Below are 18,733 nucleotides of genomic sequence, written 5' to 3'. Positions count from 1 at the left end.
GCGATGCACCAGGCGCGACTTCCTGAAGCGGTAGTTTCAGGTCGCACTTCATAACAACAAAAACAGAGAGTGCATCATGAATGCTCAACCGAGCGGCACCTGGGTGCCTGGCGTTCGCGTTACCGCCTTGTCCATTGCATTGACCGCCTTTGCGTGTGCTGCCCACGCACAGGAGGCGATCAAGCTGGACCTGCAAGTGTGGAACCTGTCGGTGAAAAACCTGTATACCGGCCCTGACCCTTACCACTATGCCAACAGCGGCAACGTGTTTGCCGGAGTCGAGGGCGACCTTGATGCATTGGCCAACATCGCCGGGGCATCGTTCAACCTGCAGTACGTGTTCTTCCCGTTCATGCGTGGCGAGGGGCAGCCCGCCCAGGACAGTTGGCAGGGCAAGGCCGGGAGTTTCTTTGCCGGGGCACCGATGCACAACGACATCGATACCGGCTACCTGGCTCGCTTTACCTGGAACCAGCGCCTGTTGCAGGACCGCCTGGAACTGGCAGTGGGCCGCAGCAATGCCCGTCAGCACTTCTACATGGCCAACTGTGAAAACGTGATCACCTGCAACGACCCGGTCATCGATAACTCCACCGGTATCCTGCCGTACCCCTACGGCAGTTGGGGTGGCTACACCCGATACCGTTTCGATTCAGGTTACTACCTGCACAGCGGGGTGTTCGAATCCAACCCCCAGCACTACTTCAAACGTACCAAGGGGTTTGACTGGGACCCGGGTGACGCCAGCGGTGTCACCTGGCTGGCCGGGGTAGGGGCGAAAGCGGATTTTACCCAGGACCCTTATGCGTACCATTACGAACTGAACGGTTTTCATAACACCGGCGAACAGATCGACCCCATGGACGGCCGCTTGCGCAGGGGGAGCGATGGGCTGCTGTTCAAGTTCCGCCAGACATTGGCCAGAGAAGGCGAGGCCGCCGTGCCCGAGCGGGGTTGGCAGGTGTTTGGCGCCTGGTCCTGGAGCGCCGATGACATGCAGCCTTTTTCCCATTTCGCCGAAGTTGGTGTGACCCGCCTTGGCCCGTTCGGTCGGCCGCAGGATACGCTCAACCTCAAGGCCAGCTACCTGCGCCTGGGTGCGCGCCAGGCAGCCTGGCAAGAGCACGCGCGGCTGCTTGCCACCGGCCGCGATGAGCGTACGCGTCGAGGTGTATCTCGCATCGAGCTGAACACGCACTGGCAAGTCACCCGCAACCTCGCACTGGAGCCCAGCGTGCAGTACATCTTCAACCCGGACAACTTCTACAACCCCAGCGCGCCAGTGAGTGGCGACGGTGCGGTAATAGCCCTGGAGGTCATGTACAACCTCGGTTCCGCGTTCGGTTTGTAGGCCCTGAACGCAAACCTCCCGCCGAAGCGGGAGGTTTTTACCGGTGATGGCTGAAGGGATCAGGCCTGCTGGGGGGCAACCATGACCTTGCATTGATGCTGGCGTTGGCGCAGGGCTTCGAATGCCAGGGGCATTTCGGCCAGCGACACCGTTTCGCTGACCATCGTCAGTGGGGTGGCATCCGGGCCGTCCAGCACATCTACAGCGGCGCAGAACTCGTCCATGTTGAAAAACGCCGACATGACCAGGTTCACCTCCTTGGACACTGCCTGGAACGGCATGAACCTGTCCGCGACCGTGCACAGCCCAAGCACCACAACCGTGCCCCGTGGGCGCACATGGTCGATAGCCTGTGCAATCAGGCCTGGGCGGCCGACGCACTCGAAAACGATGTCGGCCGCGCTGCCCAGGTTTTGCGCAATACACGCTGGCAGTGCGCCGTCGCCTACCAGAAAGTGCGTCGCCCCAAGATGCAACGCGCGCTCGCGCTGCCAATCGCCCAAGTCGGTGATGGCGACGGTGGCTGCACCCAGGCGCCTGGCCCAGTAGGCCACTGCCAGGCCGATAGCCCCTGCGCCCAGAATCAGTACCTTCGCGCCAGGCTTGAGCCCTGCCCGCATCACCCCGTGCAAAGCCACGGCAAGGGGCTCGGCGAGGGCGCAGTCCTTGAGCCCGACACTGCTCGGAATTACCCGGCACTGGTGGCCCTTGGCAGTCGCCCACTGCGCAAAACCACCACCCTGCAAGCTGAACGCGGGGCACCAGGCAGGCTCACCGCGCAGGCAACTGGCGCACTGCCCACAACCGCGCAAAGGTGCCACGGCCACGGCATCGCCGACTTTCAGGTTGTTTACCTGCTTGCCACATTCAACTACGCGCCCGCTGTATTCATGGCCCAGCACGCTACCTGGGGCAATATCGAAAGCAGGGTCCTGGGTCATGTGCAGGTCACTGCCGCAGATGCCGCAGCGGCACACCTCTATCAGCACTTCGTCGGCAGCGGGCACCGGCATCGCAACTGTGCCTAATTGCAAGGGCTGGTTCAGGCCCTTGAACAGAATCGCTTGCATCATCGCCTCCTCAGTCCACCCGGCCGAGCATCTGCCCGCCATCGATGACGATCTGCGCGCCCGTGACGTAATCCGAGGCCGGTGAGGCCAGGAACAAGGCCAGGCCTTTGATTTCTTCGGTGGAGGCGATCCGGTGTTGCGGCACCCGTTGGGCGAACGCCGCGCGGTCGGCCAGGTTGCGCAAGCGGCCCCCGGCGATGTTGGTCACGAACGGGCCAGGCGCGATCGCGTTGACGTTGATGCCATAGCGGGCCAGTTCCATCGCGGCCTGCCGCACCAGTGATGCAGCGCCCGCCTTGGCTGGCATGTAGGGGGTGCCTACGATGGCTTCATTTATGATCGCGGCATTGGAGGTGGTGACGATGATGCGGCCCTGACCACGCGGTTTCATCAAGCACACTGCCGCACGCAGGGTGGTGAACACCGAGGTGAGGTTGGTTGCAAGCACCTTGTCCCAGTGCGCTTCGTCCAACGTCTCCAGTGCGCCTTCAGCGCAGCGCTGGCCCTCGCTGTCCAGAAAGCCGGGGCCAGCGTCGATGCCGGCGTTGGCGAACACAACATCCAGTCGGCCATAGCGCTCGCCGATGCGTTCGAAACAGGCATACATCGCCTGGCGATCGGTGGCGTCCACCACTTCACCGTGCACGGCGAAACCCAGCGCGGTCAAGCGCGCTACCTGTTCCTGCAGGCGTTCGGCGTCCAGGTCCAGTAGGGTGACCTGTGCCCCGGCTTCGGCCATTACTTCGGCATAGGCCAGGCCAATGCCGCTGGCGGCGCCGGTGACCACACAGGTCAAGCCTTCGACGGCAAATCGTTCCCAGTATTTCATCAGCACCTCCCTGTCCGTTGACCGCTACACCCGCTCACAGGAACAACGCCTGATTGATCGGCAGCCCGTGTTTTTCGCAATGGCTCACGTAATGGTTGATGAACCAGAACACGTCGGTGGTTTCGGTGTGCTGGCCGTGCTCGTCGAAAAACTCGATGGGCCCGTGAATCCAGAAGAGTGCCTTCATGCCTTGCGGGTCATCGGAATACAGGGTGTGGGCGGTGCCTGGGGTTTCGTAGACAAAGCTGCCGGGCCGCGATACCCAGTCGTACTCGTAATATCCCCAGGTGCCCTCCAGCGTTACTGCTGACACCGCTGCGCGGTGCCGGTGGGTGCCGATGCGGCCGCCGCCCTTGACCCAGAGAATGTTGCATACGCTGCCGGTTCGCACATCGAAGCTGAGGTGGCGTATGGCGGCGCAATCGCCGAACGGGACCCAGGGCGATTCATCTTCGCCGGTGCCGATGTGCCCGCCATGCAGGCCGTAGCGGTCGACGATGGCGGCATGGGGCTCAGGCGGCAGTTGGATAATGCTTGGCTTCAGGGTGGTGTTCATGAACAGGCCTCGATGTGTTGTTTTTATGGTCGAGCGTTGGCTCGCGAGGATCTTTTTGCACAGCCTGTGCCAAGCCCTGAAAGGCCTGATTTACGCGGGTTAGAGCGGGTTAAGGTGGTGAGAATTCATGCAGCTTGGCAGGCTTGATGATTAAATTTGATCAAGCGCGGTGGTGCAGAAGGGGCGCGCCGCGCCCCGCTATTGCAGGTCAGAAGAAGGTCCCGACAATCAATTGCAAGTAAGTCCCGGTATCCCGCCCACCCAGCTGCGTACCGCCATTGGCCGCACTGCGCTCCGGTTTGTAGAACCCCACCACCGGGCTGATCAGCAGGTGGTCGTTGACCATCCATTCCACATACAGGTCCAGCTCGCGCCCGCCAAGGTTGCCCTGGTCGGTGTCCAGCGTGTCGAAGTCGAAGTACAGTGCGCCGACGGTCAGGTTGTCCCGTGGCTTGCCCTTCAGCGCGACATGGTGCACCTGGCTGTTCTTGTTGAACGGCCCGGCATAGTTGGCTGCCACTTCACCCTGGAACCAGGTGCCGTAACCCCGGCTCAGGCCATAGAACAGCGGGTCGAAGCCTTCGGAGAAGCGGCTGTAGCGGTAGGTGGCGGTGGGTGACCAGGGCAGTTGGGAGAAGGTCCAGTTGCCCTCCAGGTACCAGGCATTCTCGCGCCCGCCGGTCTTGTCCTGAGTCACGTACTCGGCGGCCAGCTCCAGGTCTTTCACGCCCAGGTTGCCGCGCCCGCGCAAGCTGGCGGTGTCCATGCCGTCGCGGTGTTCCAGGCCCATGATCTGTGCGTAGCGCTGGTCCACGTCGAGGCCGCGGATCCAGCTCAGGCCGACGGTACCGGTATCGGCGACGTGCTCCAGGTTGGCGACCGCCAGGGAAGTGTCGGCCTGGTAATGGTTGTCGGACTTCAACCACATCAGGTCACCGCGCCAGCCCTGGTTGCCACCCAGGCGCAGCACGGCGGTGCGGTCGAAGGCCTTGCGTGCGGCCAGGTAGTAGGCACCGCCGCGATCGAAGTTGGCCCCCAGGTCGACCTTGCCCAGGTTGACCGGGTCACCCTGGATCAGAAAACCATCACCCAGGGTGACGACCTGGCGGCCACCGGAAATGTCCACGCCATCTTCGCCCAGCGCCGGGAACAGGTTGGCCGAGCGCCAGCCCAGGTACAAGTCTTCGATGGCGGTGCGGCGTTCGTCGCCCAAGGTCAGGCCGGCGGCGTCGCCATCGCCCCAGGTGGCGGAACTGAGCAGGCTGAAGGCCCCGTAGAGGGTGCCGCTATCGGCCAGGGTCTGGCTGCCGCTGAGGCCGTATTTGACGTAGCCTTCCTGCCAGGCGGTGCTGCCGGGTTGGCGGTTGCCGGCCTGGTTGAAGCTTTCGTCGCTGTGGAAGACGCCGAACAGGGCTTCGAGGTCGGCGTTGAGGGTGGTGCCATTTTGGTTGTACAGCTCGTAGGCTTGGCTGGCGGGGGCGGTTAACAGCAGGGCCAATGTGCAGGCGAGTGTGTGCCTCATGGGTTTGCTCCATGGTTTTTATTGTTGTTTTTTTTTGTTGCCTGTGCCGGCCTCTTCGCGGGTGAACCCGCTCCTACAGGGCATGTGATACCGGGTGTAGGAGCGGGTTTACCCGCGAAGAGGCCGGTACAGGAAAAAGGATCAGAGCTTGATCAACACCGATTTCAGCTCGGTGTAGTGCTCGATGGCCGCTGACCCCATCTCACGACCAACGCCAGACATCTTGTAGCCACCAAACGGCAGCGCCGGGTCCAGCGCGCTGTGGCAGTTGACCCACACCGAGCCGGACTTGATGCGCGGGATCATGCGGTGCACAGCGGCCAGGTCGTTGGACCAGATACTTGCACCTAGGCCATAGGGATTGTCGTTGGCCATGCCGATCACTTCGTCGATGTCATCGAATGGCATCGCCACCAGTACCGGCCCGAAGATTTCTTCCTGTACCAGGCGGTGACGCTGGTCCACATCGACAATCACCGTCGGCTTGACGAAGTAACCAGGCCCGAAACCTTCACCCCCGCAGGCGATGGTGGCGCCCAGTTCGCGGCCAAGCTCGATGTAGCCGGTGACGCGGTCCTGCTGCTTGGCTGAAATCAGCGGGCCCATCTGCACCGCCGGGTCCAGCCCGTTGCCCAGCTTCATGGCATTGGCAATTGCGGCGATGTCGGCCACCACATTGTCGAAGTGCTTGCGGTGCACATACAGCCGCGAGCCTGCGCAGCACACCTGGCCCTGGTTGAAGAAGATCGCCGTGGCCGCACCGGCTGCGGCTTCCTGCAGGTTGGCGTCGGGCATGACGATGGTCGGCGATTTGCCGCCCAGTTCCAGGGTGACGCGGGTCATGTTATCCATGGCCGCCTTGCCGATCAGCTTGCCGACCTCGGTGGAGCCGGTGAAGGTCAGTTTGTCTACGCCGGGGTGGCGGCTGAGCGCGGCGCCGGCGTTCAGGCCAGTACCGGTAACCACGTTGAACACGCCGGCCGGGTAGCCGGCCTCGTCGACCAGCTCGGCCAGCTTGAGCACGCTCAGTGGGGTTTCATCGGCAGGCTTGAGCACCACGGTGCAGCCGGTGGCCAGGGCCGGGCCTAGCTTCCAGCAGGCCAGCAGCAGTGGGAAGTTCCAGGCAACGATGGCGCCCACCACGCCCACTGCCTCGCGGCGCACGAAGCCGTGGAACTGGTCGTTGGGCATCAACGGCATGGACGCTTCGACGGTGCTACCCTCGATCTTGGTGGCCCAGCCCGCCATATAGCGCAGGAAGTCGATGGCCAGTTGCACGTCCATCACCTGGGCCACGGCGGCGCTCTTGCCATTGTTCAGGCATTCCAGTTCGGCCAGCTGACGCGCATCGCGCTCCATCAGGTCGGCCAGGCGCCACAGCAGGTTCTGCCGCTCGCGCGGGCGCATGCGGCTCCAGGGCGAGTCGTCGAAGGCCTGGCGCGCAGCGCGCACGGCGCGGTCGACATCTTCGGCCTCGGCGGCCGGCACTTCACCCAGCACCTCGCCGGTGGCCGGGTTGCGGAACGACAGGGTGCGACCGCTGGCGGCGTCCTGCCAGTCGGCACCGATGCGCATCTTCAGCTTGCGTTCGAGAAAGGCGCGGGTGGCGGGCAGGATGGGCAGTTCGGAAAGCATGGGGCTGTGCCTCTTGTCATTGGATGTGACGGGCACTGGCGCAATGGCCGTGCCAACCTGGGCAGATGGCCGCAAAGCGTTGTGGGCGTTGGGTTTTGCCTGAGCGCAAGGCTGCGTTTGCCAGGTTGCGCTGTTGCACATTGAGACGGTGTGAGACGGTGATGAAACAGTGGCTGTTCGGCCTCTTCGCGGGCCCTGTCTCAACATGAAACACCCTGTCGCGAAATGGCACGCTGCAAATGGCCATCCCGGCTCCTGGCCAAGCCCCGAAAACCGCTTAAAGGGTTGAAAGGAAACGCTTTTACCCTAACTGGCACAGTTCCTGTATCACAACCGTCACATGCACACCTGCTGTACCAAAGCGTGCGAAAACGATAAGAACAACAACCGTGGAGGTCTGACCTTGAAGACGACTCGACTCCGGCGGCATGCGGGCAAACTGGCGCTGGTCGCCGCCGCGCTGCTGAGCACCCAGGCCATGGCGGCCGAGCAGGGCCCGAGCCTGTTGCAGAACAAGTGCATGGGGTGCCATATCCCCGAAGGCAACGACACCTATAGCCGCATCAGCCACCAGCGCAAGACGCCGGAAGGCTGGCTGATGAGCATCGCCCGCATGCAGGTGATGCATGGCCTTCAGATCAGCGACGACGACCGTCGCACGCTGGTCAAATACCTGGCCGACAAACAGGGCCTGGCGCCCAGCGAAACCGATGGCGTGCGTTACGCCATGGAGCGTCGGCTCAATACCGTCGAGCACTTCGACACCCAGCTCAGCGAGACCTGTGGCCGTTGCCACTCGGGTGCCCGTGTCGCCTTGCAACGGCGCCCGGCCAAGGAGTGGGAACACCTGGTCCACTTCCACCTTGGCCAATGGCCGTCCCTTGAATACCAGGCTCTGGCGCGTGACCGCGACTGGCTGCCGATCGCCCTGCAGCAAGTGGTGCCGGACCTTGCCAAGCGCTTCCCGATGGACAGCGCGGCCTGGGACGAATGGCAGAAGGCCAAACCCAAGGCGGACGTACTGCCGGGGCAGTGGGCATTCAGCGGCCATATGCTGGCCAAGGGCGATGTACGTGGGGTAATGAGCGTCACGGCCGGAGAGGGCGATACCTTCAAGGTCGAGGTCAAGGGCGCTTACGCCGACGGTACACCGTTCAACGGCAGCGGCTCGGCCATCCTGTACAACGGTTATGAATGGCGGGGCAATGTGAAGGTTGGCGATGCCAACCTGCGACAGGTGTTCGCCGCGCTGGATGGCGAAATGAAAGGCCGTATGTTCGAAGCCGATCACGATGAGCGCGGCCTGGACTTCAGCGCTGTAAAAGAAGGCAAGGCGCAGTTGCTGGCGGTACAACCGGCGTTCATCAAAGCCGGAGGCGAAAGCGAAATCACCCTGGTTGGCAGCGGCCTGACTGGCAAGCCGGACCTGGGCGCCGGGGTGGAAGTGACCGAAGTGCTGGAGCAGACCCCGACCCTGGTAAGGGTCAAGGCCCGTGCCGCGGCCGATGCCAGGCCAGGGCTGCGCGAGGTGGCGGTAGGTGCGCTCAAGGGCGTGAACCTGGCGGTTTACGACAAAGTCGATGAAGTGAAGGTCGTGCCGGCGTTCTCCATCGCGCGCATTGGCGAGAACGGTGCCTCCGTGCCGAAAGTGCAGGGGCGTTTCGAGGCCGAAGCCTGGGGCAAGGATGCCAATGGCCAGCCGCTGCGTATCGGCTACCTGCCGGCCAGCTGGAAGGTCGAGCCGTTCAACGAGCGTGCTGTCGAGGATGAAGACGTCAAGTTCGCCGGGCAGATGCAGGCCGACGGTGTGTTCGTGCCAGGCGGTGCCGGACCCAACCCTGAGCGCAAGATGATGACCAACAACGCCGGTAACCTGAAGGTCATCGCCACGCTGGCCGACGGTGGCCAGACCGGCGAAGGGCACATGATCGTCACCGTACAGCGCTGGAATAACCCGCCGCTGCCGTAACGGCAGGCTGCAACGGTTTTCCAACGGATCGATTATCGGGAGGTCGCCATGGGCGTACTACTGAACCTGGTCGAACGCAACCTGCACGAAGTACAGGTTGATGCCGACCGCATGCTGTTCCATATCCCCAGCAGTTCGCTGTTCACCGCTGACGCGGTGACCGGCGGCATCATCGACACCTTGCGCCAGCAAGGCTGCTCGGCCGAGGAGCTGATGCAGCGCCTTGGCCAGCAGTTTGCCGGCGACGATATCCAAGACACCCTGCGCGAGCTGATCGCGCTGGAGCTGGTCAGCGACGGCTCGCCGCTGACCCCGGAAATCGCCCTCAGGCAAGTCGAGCGCACCGCACTTAACACCGTGGTGCTCAACGTCAACACCGGTTGCAACCTCAGCTGCACCTATTGCTACAAGGAAGACCTGGACAAGCCTTCCGCCGGCAAGAAGATGAGTACCGCCACCGCCGAAGCCTCGGTGGAGATGCTGCTCAAGGAATCACCCAACGAGCAGCGCTACAGCGTGGTGTTCTTCGGTGGCGAACCGCTGTCCAACCGGCCGTTGATCGAACACATGGTGGCTTACTGCGAGCGGCGGTTCGCCGAAGCGGGCAAGCAGGTGGAGTTCATCATGACCACCAACGCTACTTTGCTGACCGAAGAAATCATCGATTGGCTCAACGCCCACCGCTTTGGCCTGTCGATCAGCATCGATGGCCCCAAGACCGTGCATGACCGCAACCGTATCACCGTGGGCGGGCAGGGCACCTATGACGTGGTGCGGCGCAAGGCCGACCTGCTGCTGTCGCGCTACACCAGCCGGCCGGTGGGCGCGCGGGTCACGCTGACCCGTGGCATTACTGACGTTGAAACCATTTGGAACCACCTGTTCAACGAAATGGGTTTCGCCGACGTCGGCTTTGCCCCGGTTACCTCTGGCGACATGGCCGACTTCAACCTCACTGGCGACGAGCTGGTGCAAGTCTTCGCCAACATGAAGGCGCTCGGCCGGCGCTACCTGGAGGCGGCACTGGAGCACCGCAACATCGGGTTCTCCAACCTGCATCAGCTGATCACCGACATCCACGAAGGCCACAAGAAGGCCCTGCCGTGTGGCGCCGGGTTGAAGATGCTGGCAGTGGACCACGAAGGTGAGTTGAACCTGTGCCACCGCTTCACCGGCTCCAGCCTGCCCACCTTCGGTAACGTGCACCAGGGCGTGAAGCAGGTGCAGCTCAACGACTTCCTGTCGCAGCGCCTGGACCGCAGCAACACCGGCTGTGAAAGCTGTCGTATCCGCAACCTGTGCTCCGGCGGCTGCTACCACGAAAGCTATGCGCGCTACGGCGACCCGCAGCACCCGACGTATCACTACTGCGAACTGATGCGCGACTGGGTGGACTTCGGCATTGAAGTCTACAGCCGCATCATGGCCGCCAACCCGGCCTTCATCGATCGCTACATCACCCCGCGGAAGGCGCATTGACATGAAGCACTTGAAGCCCCTGAACAACAAGGCGCGCATCCTGGAGCAGGCCGCCGCCGAAGACCGTGTCGAAGACGTGATGGCAATGAGCGCGGTGGCCGGCTGCACGGCCACTACCGACCCCGGCTGGGAGGTGGACGCCTTTGGCGGCGTGAGCTCGCTGTGCCAGCCGATGGAGGCCGACCTTTATGGTTGTTCCGACCCTTGCTGGTGGCCGGCCCAGGTGCCGGACATGATGAGCACCTACCAGGACTGGAACGCCCAGGCGACCAACTCGGCAGAGGACTGGCGCAACCTCGGCACCGTGTTCCCGAAAGACAAGTGACGGCCCAACAAGAATGACAAGGGGAAACCGCATGAAAGCTGGACGCTGCGCGCCATTGGCGCTCACCATCGCCGCCATGGGCGCCGGGCTGGCACAGGCCGACGACACTGGCCCGGCACTGAAGGCTGGCCACGAATACATGATCGTGACCAACTACCCGAACAACCTGCATGTAGTCGATGTGGCCAGTGACACGGTCTACAAGAGCTGCCGGATGCCGGACAAGTTCGGCCCTGGCACCGCAATGATGGCGCCGGACAATCGCACCGCCTACGTGCTCAACAACCATTACGGCGACATCTACGGCATCGACCTGGACACTTGCAAGAACACCTTCCACGCCAACCTGTCCAGCGTAGCCGGTGAAGTCGGCCGGTCGATCTATTCGTTCGCCATCAGCCCAGACGGCAAAGAGGTGTATGCCACGGTCAACCCGACCCAGAGGCTGAACGACCATTACGTGGTCAAGCCACCCCGGCTGGAGGTGTTCAGCACCGCCGATGGTCTTCAGGCCAAGCCCGTACGCAGCTTCCCGATGCCGCGCCAGGTGTACCTGATGCGCGCCTCCGACGATGGCAGCCTGTACGTTGCCGGGCCGGACATTTACAAGATGGACGTGAAGACCGGCAAATACTCGGTAGCCCTGCCGCTGCGCAACTGGAACCGCAAAGGCTACAGCGCCCCGGATGTGCTGTACTTCTGGCCGCACCAGAGCCCGCGCCATGAGTTCACCATGCTGTACACCATTGCCAAGTTCAAGGATGGCAAGCAGGACCCGGCCACCGCCGAACCGCTGTATGGCTACCTGAGCATCGACCTGAAGACCGGCAAGACCCACACCCAGGAGTTCGCCGACCTGACCGAGCTGTACTTCACCGGCCTGCGCTCGCCCAAGGACCCGAACCAGATCTACGGCGTGCTCAACCGCCTGGCCAAGTACGACATCAAACAGCGCAAGCTGATCAAGGCGGCTAATCTGGAGCACACCTACTACTGCGTGACGTTCGACAAGAAGGGCGACAAGCTTTACTTGGGCGGCACCTTCAATGACCTGGCGGTGTTCAACCCGGATACGCTGGAAAAGGTGAAGAACATCAAGTTGCCGGGTGGTGACATGTCTACCACGACGCCGCAGGTGTTCGTTCGCTAAACCGGTGTGTGCCTCTTCGCGGGTAAACCTACAAAGGACGGCGCCACATTTGAGGCCGGTGGAGGTTTTTGTAGGAGCGGGTTCACCCGCGAAGAAGCCAGCACAGAAAACACAAGAACAACAAGAGAACGCCTATGCCCCAGCCAAGCTACACCCAGGGCAACCAGGACAAGCCCCTGCTGACCCAATGCATTGGCGACGCCTTCGACGCCACCGTGGCCCGCTTCCCCGAGCGTGAGGCGCTGGTGGTTCACCATCAGGCCCTGCGCTACACGTGGCGGCAACTGGCCGACGCCGTCGACCAGCACGCCCGCGCGCTGATGGCCCTGGGCGTGCAGCCCGGTGACCGTCTTGGCATCTGGGCACCCAACTGCGCCGAGTGGTGCATTACCCAGTTTGCCAGCGCCAAGGTTGGCGCGATCCTGGTCAACATCAACCCGGCCTACCGTTCCAGCGAACTGGACTACGCCCTTGGCCAGTCCGGCTGCCGCTGGGTGATCTGTGCCGATGCGTTCAAGACCTCCGATTACCACGCCACGCTGCAGGGCCTGCTCCCGGGCCTGGCCAACGGCCAACCGGGCGCGCTGATCTGCGAGCGCTTCCCCGAGCTGCGTGGCGTGGTCAGCCTGGCGCTGTCGCCACCGCCGGGCTTCCTGGCTTGGCACGCATTGCAGGCCCGTGCCGAGGCCGTCAGCGGCGAGGCCCTGGCCGCGCGCCAGGCACAACTGCGTTGCGACGACCCGATCAATATCCAGTACACCTCAGGCACCACCGGTTTCCCCAAGGGGGCCACCCTTAGCCACAGCAATATCCTCAACAACGGGTACATGGTCGGTGAAAGCCTGGGCCTTACCGAGCACGATCGGCTGGTGGTGCCGGTGCCGCTGTACCACTGCTTCGGCATGGTCATGGCCAACCTTGGCTGCATGACCCACGGCAGCGCACTGATTTACCCCAGCGATGCCTTCGACCCGCTGGCCACGCTGCGGGCAGTGGCGCAGGAAAAAGCCACTGCGCTGTATGGTGTGCCGACCATGTTCATTGCCGAACTGGACCATCCGCAGCGTGGTGAGTTCGACCTGTCGAGCCTGCGCACCGGGATCATGGCCGGCGCGACCTGCCCGATCGAGGTGATGCGCCGGGTGATTGGCGAGATGCACATGGCCGAAGTGCAGATTGCCTATGGCATGACCGAGACCAGCCCGGTGTCCTTGCAGACCGGTGCCGCTGACGACCTGGAGCGTCGCGTGACCAGCGTCGGTCGCACCCAGCCCCGGCTGGAGAGCAAGGTGGTGGACGCCGAAGGCAACACTGTCCCGCGTGGCGAGATCGGCGAACTGTGCACCCGCGGCTACAGCGTGATGCTGGGTTACTGGAACAACCCCAAAGCCACCGCCGAGAGCATCGACGCAGAGGGCTGGATGCACACTGGCGACCTGGCGGTGATGGACGAGCAGGGCTATGTGCGTATTGTCGGACGCAGCAAGGACATGATCATTCGCGGCGGCGAGAACATTTATCCGCGCGAGCTGGAGGAGTTCTTCTTCACCCATCCGGCGGTGGCCGATGTGCAGGTGATTGGCGTGCCGTGCAGCAAGTACGGTGAAGAGATCGTGGCCTGGGTGCGCCTGCACCCGGGGCATGCTGTCAGTGAGGAAGCGTTGCGTGAGTGGGCGAGGGCAAGGATTGCGCACTTCAAGGTGCCCAGGTACTTCCGTTTTGTCGACGCGTTTCCGATGACGGTTACGGGCAAGGTGCAGAAGTTCCGGATGCGCGAGATCAGTGTCGAAGAGCTGTCTGCCAGATGACCTTTTACGTGCCCAAGGTGAACGCCTTGCTCAAGATTCGAACATCCTGCGCGGTCGCCCGTAGGAGCGGGTTCACCCGCGAAAGGGCCGGCCCTGCTGGCCAATCTCTACCCGCTGTTCACCGTCGCAGCCGCCACCGTATTCGCGGGTAAACCCGCTCCTACGCGGTCGCGGACACACAGCGGGAGTTGAACACATGCCGTTGTAGGAGCGGGTTCACCCGCGAAGGGGCCGGCCCTGCTGGCCAACATCCCTGGCCAATCAGCGGGCCAGGCCTGAACGACGCTCGCGCAGCGCCTTGTCGACTTCGGCCTCGATCTTGTAGGCCGGCCCCTCCAGGTCGTCGTAGTTACGCGTATAGCGTCGGGCAAACGCCTCCACGCCCAGCTCCTGATACTGCTGCACATGCTTGAGCTCGTGCGCCCACAAGGCCACGTTGTCCTCGGCATCGGCGGCCCGGCGGAAGATGATCGTGTCGATCAGTGTAACGGCGTTCACATCGGGGTTCTGCAATAGCGCATTGGCTGCGCTCATCTGTTGCTCATCCCCCACCCGGAAGCGCGCCGCGTCGAGCACGGCAAAGTCATACCAAGGTTCAAGCTGCGCCCGAATATGCAACGGAATCGGCTGCACTCCGCTGGCCGTTGCTTCGTCGCGGGCCTGGCGCAAGGCGTAGGTCAGGCTGGACGAGGCCATGACCTCCACCTCCTTGAGGATCTGCCCGGCCTGGCCTGGGTCGATCGGGGCGCAGAAGCAGCCCATCAGGCACACTTGATACTGCCCAGGCGGGCAGGCCTGTTCGGCAAGCGCTGGCAGGGCCAATAGCAAACTCAGCAGGGCACTAATCCGTTTCATGCAGGGCCTGTTCGACAAACTGGCGGCTGGCGCCCAGTACCTGCGCTTGCACGCTTTCACTGGCCAGCATGCGCCCGACCAGCAATGCCCCTACGCACTGGCTTATCAGCACCCAGGCCAGCTGCTCATCCTCCAAGGTTGTGCTCCAGGCCTGGTGCAGCTCTACCAGCCAGTGCTCAGCCACTTCACGCACCGGCGTGTCGGCCCGGGCGATTTCCACACCCAGCGGCGGCAGCGGGCATCCACCTTCGGCATTGCGCAGGTGGGCCAGGCTCAGGTACTGCTGCAGACAGCGGCCCAGGCGTTCGCGGTTGGCGCCTTGGCAAGCCAGGCGTGCCAGGGGGCTGTTGCTCAGCTCCTGGCGTACCACCTCGGTAAACAGGTCGTCCTTGGACGGGAAGTGGTTGTAGAAGGCACCGCCGGTCAGGCCGATCGCTTTCATCAACCCGGCCACGCCGGTGCTGGCAAAACCCCCGCGTTTGGCCAGCGCGCCGCTGCTGGCCAGCAACCGTTCGCGGGTTTGCTGTTTGTGTTCGTTGGAATAGCGCATTCACATGCCTCGGCAGACAGGCTTGACGATGACCGCGATCATAGCATAGCGTTCGTTTACTAAACGATCATTTACCCATGGAGGCAGGCATGTCAGAACAACAAAAAGTCGTGCTGGTGATCGGGGCGGGCGACGCCACTGGGGGTGAGATCGCCAAGCGCTTTGCGCGTGAGGGCTATATTGCCTGCGTAACCCGGCGCCAGGCCGACAAACTGCAGCCGCTACTGGAGGAAATACACGCCGCTGGCGGCCAGGCCTACGGTTTTGGCTCTGATGCGCGCAAGGAAGAGGAGGTGACCGCGCTGGTGGAGACTATCGAGCGTGATATAGGTCCGATTGAGGCATTTGTCTTCAATATCGGCGCGAATGTGCCGTGCAGCATTCTCGAGGAAACCCCACGCAAGTACTTCAAGATCTGGGAAATGGCCTGCTTTGCCGGTTTCCTCACCGCGCAGGCGGTGGCCCGGCGTATGGTTCAGCGTGAGCGCGGCACCCTCCTGTTCACCGGCGCTACAGCCGGTACCCGCGGCGCAGCCGGTTTTGCCGCCTTCGCCGGCGCCAAGCATGGCTTGCGTGCCCTGGCACAGAGCATGGCGCGCGAGTTGGGGCCACGCAACATCCATGTCGCCCATGTGGTGGTGGACGGTGCCATCGACACGGCCTTCATCCGTGACAGCTTCCCCGAGCGTTATGCCCTCAAGGACCAGGATGGCATCCTTGACCCGGCGCACATTGCCGACAGTTACTGGTTCCTGCACGCCCAGCCCCGCGACGCCTGGACGTTCGAGCTGGACCTGCGCCCCTGGATGGAACGCTGGTAAACCCCCGTTAACACGCAAGGACCGTCACCATGCACACGTCTGTCGATTTCTTTTTTGACCTGGGCAGCCCGGCCAGTTACCTGGCCTGGACCCAACTGCCGAACCTGTGTGCCCGCCACGGCGCTACGCTGCGCTACCGGCCAATGCTGCTTGGCGGGGTTTTCCAGGCTACCGGCAATGCTTCGCCGGCCATGATCCCGGCCAAAGGGCGCTACATGTTCACCGACCTGGCACGCTTTGCCCAACGCTACGGTGTGCCGTTCGAGATGCCGCCGGGCTTTCCGGTCAATACCCTGACTTTGATGCGCGGCGTGACAGGTACCCAGTTGCATTCACCGGATCGGTTCGAGGCATTGCTATCGGTGCTGTTCACTGGGCTGTGGGTACAGCGCCGCAACCTGAGCGACAGCGCTGTGCTGAATGAAACACTCGTGCAGGCAGGCTTCGACCCGCAGGTTTTTCATGCCCTGGCCGCTGACAGCGAAGTAAAAGAAGCGCTAAAGCAGGCCACCGAGGCCGCTGTGGCGCGCGGGGTGTTTGGCGCGCCCACCTGTTTTGTCGGTGATGGCATGTTCTTCGGCCAGGACCGCCTGGACTTTGTCGAGGAGGCGCTGCGTCAGGGGGCCAGCAGCCTCTCCAGCTGAGTGCGCTCCCACAGGCTGAGCAAGTCGGTGGGGTTGGTGCCATAGCGCTGCCAGTGCTCGAGCCCGGCCTGTTCGCCGCCGGGGGCTTGGCAATGAACGCAATGCGCCAAGCCTTCAGTATCCAAGGCCAACGTCAGTTGCCAGCCCTGGATACCGACATCGACCAAGCCACCCTCGCGGCGTGCAGCCACCTCAAGGTGGTGCACGCCAAGGGCCACATTACGCAGGCACTGATAGACATCCCGGGCGCTCAGTGAAGGTCTGTGCGTCAAGATCAGAAATTCGCCGGCGTGTTGGCGCTGATGATCTCGGCCTCATCCGGGCCGATGTTCTTGAAACTGTGCGGCAGGGTCGTGGGGATGTAGTAGCCGTCGCCCGAATTGAGGACGCTGACCTGGCCGTCGACCCACAGCTCGACGGTGCCACGGGTGACCAACCCGCATTCTTCGCCTTCAGCGTGCACGATCGGCTCGCCAGAGTCGGCGCCGGGTGCGTACAGCTCACGCAGCATGCGCATTTGGCGGCCTTCGACGCTGGCGCCGACCAGCAGCATGCGCAGGCCATTGCGGCCCAGGTCGGGTTGTTCGCCACCACGGAATACGTAGCGTTCCTCACGCACCGGCTCGTCGAAGCTGAAAAACTCCGCCAGGCTCATGGGGATGCCCTCGAGCAGTTTTTTCAGGGAGCTGACCGAAGGGCTGACGCGATTCTGCTCGATCTGCGAGATCGTCGAATTGGTCAGCCCGCTGCGACGGGCCAGTTCCCGTTGGGAGAGGTTGTTGCGTTCACGCACCAGTTTGAGTCGCGTCCCCGTGTCCATAGCCGCCTTGTAATCAGAGGTGTCAATAATAATGAGCGATGCGCATTAAAACACACTCTGCGCCCTTGCGCGCTGTGCTTCTCAAACCCGCTGCTCACGCGGCATTGGCCATAGCCCGACCAGCAGCAACAGCACGGCCACGGCCAGGAATGGCAAGCGCGGATCAAGGGCATACACCAAGGTACCGGCGAGCGGCCCGATCACCGCGCCCATGCCTTGGGCGGCGCCAATGGAGCCGGCCGTGGCGCCTTGTTCGGAGGCCTGCATGGCATTGGCCGCCAGTGCCGAAAACGCCGGGAAGACGAAGCCCATACCGGCCGCCGCAACAAAATAGCAAGCCCACAGCCAGGGGGCCGTGGTGGCCAGCGAGCCACAGGCAAAGCCCAGTGCCGATACCGTGGCACCCACCCGGATCATCTTCAGCGGTGGCCACTCCAGTTGGCGCAGTATCACCTGGGCCAGCATCAGTGCCACACCCACGGTGGTCAGGGCGATGCCAGCCGCCTGGGCCGCTTCGGCAGGGCCCAGATGCAAACGGTCAAGGGCAAAGAAACCGACGATGATCTGCGACACGGTCACGCTGAGCATGGCGCTGAATGCCACCAGCAGCGGCCGGCGCAGGCGCGGGTCGTTCAGCCGCACCGGGCTGGGGGCGTGGCTGTGCGGCAGCGCCTGTGGTTTGAGGGTGAAAAACAGCACGAGGAAGGCAGTGGCCGGCAGCAGCGACATGATATGGAACGGCAGGCTCAGGCTGTGCCGCGCCAGCAGTGCGGCCAGCGCCGGCCCGACCACCAGACCGACGGCGTTGGCCGCCCCCAGTGAGGCCATGGCCCGCGCCCGGCGTTGCGGCTCGACATGGTCGGCGATCAGCGCATTGCAGCCCACCGGGATGGCGGCATAAAAGGCGCCGATGCAACCACGCGCGATCATCAGGCCGATGAACGCCAAGGTCGCCCCCGGCATCCAGCGCAGTGCGCCTTCGACGAACAGGCACAGCAGCCAGTAGGCCAGGGTGAAGCCGGCGCTGCCCAGCAGCAGGATGCGCCGGCGGCCCAGGCGGTCTGCCGCGCGGCCCCAGGGCCGGGCCAGCAGCACCCAGACCACGCCGGCCACGGTCACGGCGGCGCCGGCTTGCCAGGTGGCCATGCCAAGCTGGCGGGCTATCGGGCCGATCAGGGCGACGAACGCCATCATCGACATGGTGCAGGCCATGTTGGCCAGCAACAGCGGGCGCAGGTTCAGGGTGCTGGCAGGCAGAAGGGTTGCAGGATCCTTTGCGACGTTCATGGGCAGTCCAGGGCAGAGTGGCAAACAAAACCGATATTATTAGGAATCATTATCGATTGTCG

18 protein-coding genes are annotated in these 18,733 nt (G+C 63.2%); 8 read left to right on the top strand and 10 right to left on the bottom strand.

The window, feature by feature from the left end; genetic code table 11:
- The first annotated feature begins 76 nt into the window (after positions 1-76).
- Positions 77-1,351, top strand: a complete 1,275-nt coding sequence (locus LMH93_RS15500; protein WP_185280272.1) for a carbohydrate porin — start codon at positions 77-79, stop codon at positions 1,349-1,351.
- Positions 1,352-1,410: 59 nt separating this feature from the next.
- Here the strand turns inward: LMH93_RS15500 and LMH93_RS15495 are convergent, their stop codons facing one another.
- The 5 genes from LMH93_RS15495 to LMH93_RS15475 form a co-directional block, all read right to left on the bottom strand.
- Complete coding sequence (locus LMH93_RS15495) at positions 1,411-2,421, bottom strand: alcohol dehydrogenase catalytic domain-containing protein (protein WP_102885298.1); 1,011 nt, start codon at positions 2,419-2,421, stop codon at positions 1,411-1,413.
- Between the two features lie 10 nt (positions 2,422-2,431).
- Entirely contained in the window at positions 2,432-3,250 is an 819-nt protein-coding gene (locus tag LMH93_RS15490; RefSeq protein ID WP_102885299.1) for an SDR family NAD(P)-dependent oxidoreductase, read from the bottom strand.
- A 34-nt stretch (positions 3,251-3,284) separates the two neighbouring features.
- On the bottom strand, positions 3,285-3,806 hold the full coding sequence (locus LMH93_RS15485; RefSeq protein ID WP_004575243.1) for a 2,4'-dihydroxyacetophenone dioxygenase family protein: 522 nt from the start codon (positions 3,804-3,806) through the stop codon (positions 3,285-3,287).
- Positions 3,807-4,014: 208 nt separating this feature from the next.
- Positions 4,015-5,328 (bottom strand): hypothetical protein, encoded by a 1,314-nt coding sequence (locus LMH93_RS15480; protein ID WP_102885300.1) that lies wholly within the window; start codon positions 5,326-5,328, stop codon positions 4,015-4,017.
- Positions 5,329-5,469: 141 nt separating this feature from the next.
- Positions 5,470-6,963, bottom strand: coding sequence for an aldehyde dehydrogenase family protein (locus LMH93_RS15475; RefSeq protein ID WP_003248002.1), 1,494 nt, complete (start codon positions 6,961-6,963; stop codon positions 5,470-5,472).
- Between the two features lie 403 nt (positions 6,964-7,366).
- Here LMH93_RS15475 and peaA point away from each other — a divergent pair, with 403 nt between their 5' ends.
- The 5 genes from peaA (at position 7,367) to LMH93_RS15450 (ending at position 13,694) form a co-directional block, all read left to right on the top strand.
- Positions 7,367-8,932 carry a quinohemoprotein amine dehydrogenase subunit alpha gene (gene peaA / locus LMH93_RS15470; RefSeq protein WP_108190383.1) on the top strand — a complete coding sequence of 522 codons (1,566 nt, stop codon included), beginning with the start codon at positions 7,367-7,369 and terminating at the stop codon, positions 8,930-8,932.
- A 48-nt stretch (positions 8,933-8,980) separates the two neighbouring features.
- Positions 8,981-10,411 carry a quinohemoprotein amine dehydrogenase maturation protein gene (peaB, locus tag LMH93_RS15465; protein WP_230064340.1) on the top strand — a complete coding sequence of 477 codons (1,431 nt, stop codon included), beginning with the start codon at positions 8,981-8,983 and terminating at the stop codon, positions 10,409-10,411.
- Between the two features lies 1 nt (position 10,412).
- Positions 10,413-10,736, top strand: coding sequence for a quinohemoprotein amine dehydrogenase subunit gamma (gene qhpC, locus LMH93_RS15460; protein ID WP_003248007.1), 324 nt, complete (start codon positions 10,413-10,415; stop codon positions 10,734-10,736).
- Between the two features lie 31 nt (positions 10,737-10,767).
- Complete coding sequence (gene peaD / locus LMH93_RS15455; RefSeq protein WP_230064339.1) at positions 10,768-11,886, top strand: quinohemoprotein amine dehydrogenase subunit beta; 1,119 nt, start codon at positions 10,768-10,770, stop codon at positions 11,884-11,886.
- Positions 11,887-12,020: 134 nt separating this feature from the next.
- A complete protein-coding gene (locus LMH93_RS15450) occupies positions 12,021-13,694 on the top strand; it encodes a fatty acid CoA ligase family protein (RefSeq protein ID WP_003248011.1) in 1,674 nt (557 codons plus the stop codon).
- A gap of 261 nt (positions 13,695-13,955) precedes the next feature.
- Here LMH93_RS15450 and LMH93_RS15445 read toward each other — a convergent pair whose 3' ends face one another.
- Together LMH93_RS15445 and LMH93_RS15440 are read right to left on the bottom strand one after the other, a co-directional pair.
- Positions 13,956-14,549, bottom strand: a complete 594-nt coding sequence (locus LMH93_RS15445; RefSeq protein WP_230064338.1) for an eCIS core domain-containing protein — start codon at positions 14,547-14,549, stop codon at positions 13,956-13,958.
- Positions 14,536-15,099 (bottom strand): TetR/AcrR family transcriptional regulator, encoded by a 564-nt coding sequence (locus tag LMH93_RS15440; protein WP_003248015.1) that lies wholly within the window; start codon positions 15,097-15,099, stop codon positions 14,536-14,538. Before LMH93_RS15440 ends, LMH93_RS15445 begins: the two co-directional genes overlap by 14 nt.
- Before the next feature lie 89 nt (positions 15,100-15,188).
- Between LMH93_RS15440 and LMH93_RS15435 the strand changes: the two genes are divergently transcribed.
- Together LMH93_RS15435 and LMH93_RS15430 are read left to right on the top strand one after the other, a co-directional pair.
- Positions 15,189-15,920: an SDR family oxidoreductase gene (locus tag LMH93_RS15435; protein ID WP_014859932.1), complete on the top strand. Its 732-nt coding sequence runs from the start codon at positions 15,189-15,191 to the stop codon at positions 15,918-15,920.
- A gap of 29 nt (positions 15,921-15,949) precedes the next feature.
- Positions 15,950-16,564 carry a 2-hydroxychromene-2-carboxylate isomerase gene (locus LMH93_RS15430; protein ID WP_230064337.1) on the top strand — a complete coding sequence of 205 codons (615 nt, stop codon included), beginning with the start codon at positions 15,950-15,952 and terminating at the stop codon, positions 16,562-16,564.
- Here the strand turns inward: LMH93_RS15430 and LMH93_RS15425 are convergent.
- From LMH93_RS15425 to LMH93_RS15415, 3 genes are all read right to left on the bottom strand, one after another.
- Positions 16,537-16,836, bottom strand: a complete 300-nt coding sequence (locus LMH93_RS15425) for a DUF7693 family protein (RefSeq protein ID WP_012052548.1) — start codon at positions 16,834-16,836, stop codon at positions 16,537-16,539. The two genes, LMH93_RS15430 and LMH93_RS15425, sit on opposite strands and share 28 nt — an antisense overlap.
- Before the next feature lie 2 nt (positions 16,837-16,838).
- Complete coding sequence (locus tag LMH93_RS15420; protein WP_003248033.1) at positions 16,839-17,384, bottom strand: cupin domain-containing protein; 546 nt, start codon at positions 17,382-17,384, stop codon at positions 16,839-16,841.
- Positions 17,385-17,465: 81 nt separating this feature from the next.
- Positions 17,466-18,671 carry an MFS transporter gene (locus LMH93_RS15415; RefSeq protein ID WP_003248036.1) on the bottom strand — a complete coding sequence of 402 codons (1,206 nt, stop codon included), beginning with the start codon at positions 18,669-18,671 and terminating at the stop codon, positions 17,466-17,468.
- Positions 18,672-18,733 lie beyond the last annotated feature (62 nt).

This window comes from Pseudomonas sp. CIP-10, assembly GCF_020911845.1.
GTDB lineage: Bacteria > Pseudomonadota > Gammaproteobacteria > Pseudomonadales > Pseudomonadaceae > Aquipseudomonas > Aquipseudomonas alloputida.
This window is presented reverse-complemented; position numbering and strand designations above follow the sequence as displayed.